The sequence below is a fragment of the Mesorhizobium sp. M7A.F.Ca.MR.362.00.0.0 genome, assembly GCF_004023175.1.
In the GTDB taxonomy this organism is placed as follows: domain Bacteria; phylum Pseudomonadota; class Alphaproteobacteria; order Rhizobiales; family Rhizobiaceae; genus Mesorhizobium.
The window spans coordinates 1-337 of the sequence record NZ_RZTF01000409.1; the positions used below are offsets into that span (position 1 = coordinate 1).

Genomic DNA, 337 nt, shown 5'->3' on the forward strand with positions numbered 1-337 from the left:
CGTTCTTGCCGGCGTCGACTATGACGCCGCCATCTTCGAAACTTGCGATGCCGATGCCGGATCGGCCGCCCCGCTCGAGCAGGCTCGCGTCGCCGACGATATCCAGAGGCAAATTATGGAGAGTGCGCAACGCCGAGGCGACGGCAAGGGCGATCTGCGTGCCGGACCCCAGACCCGCATGACTGGGGATCGACTGCTCGACCACCAGATGGTGCTGGCCGCGAATGCCGAGATGCTTGCAGAGCGTCGACAGATGCTCGCTGGCGCGGGTGCTCTCGGAGCCTTCGACGATGGTTTCGCCGGACCGCGACAGGGTGACGACGGTTTCGGGTTCGCT

The 337-nt window shown here is 65.3% G+C and carries 1 pseudogene; it reads right to left on the reverse strand.

Annotated elements, in window-relative coordinates:
- Positions 1–337, reverse strand: a pseudogene (locus tag EOC06_RS31495) (GHMP kinase); the annotation flags it as partial.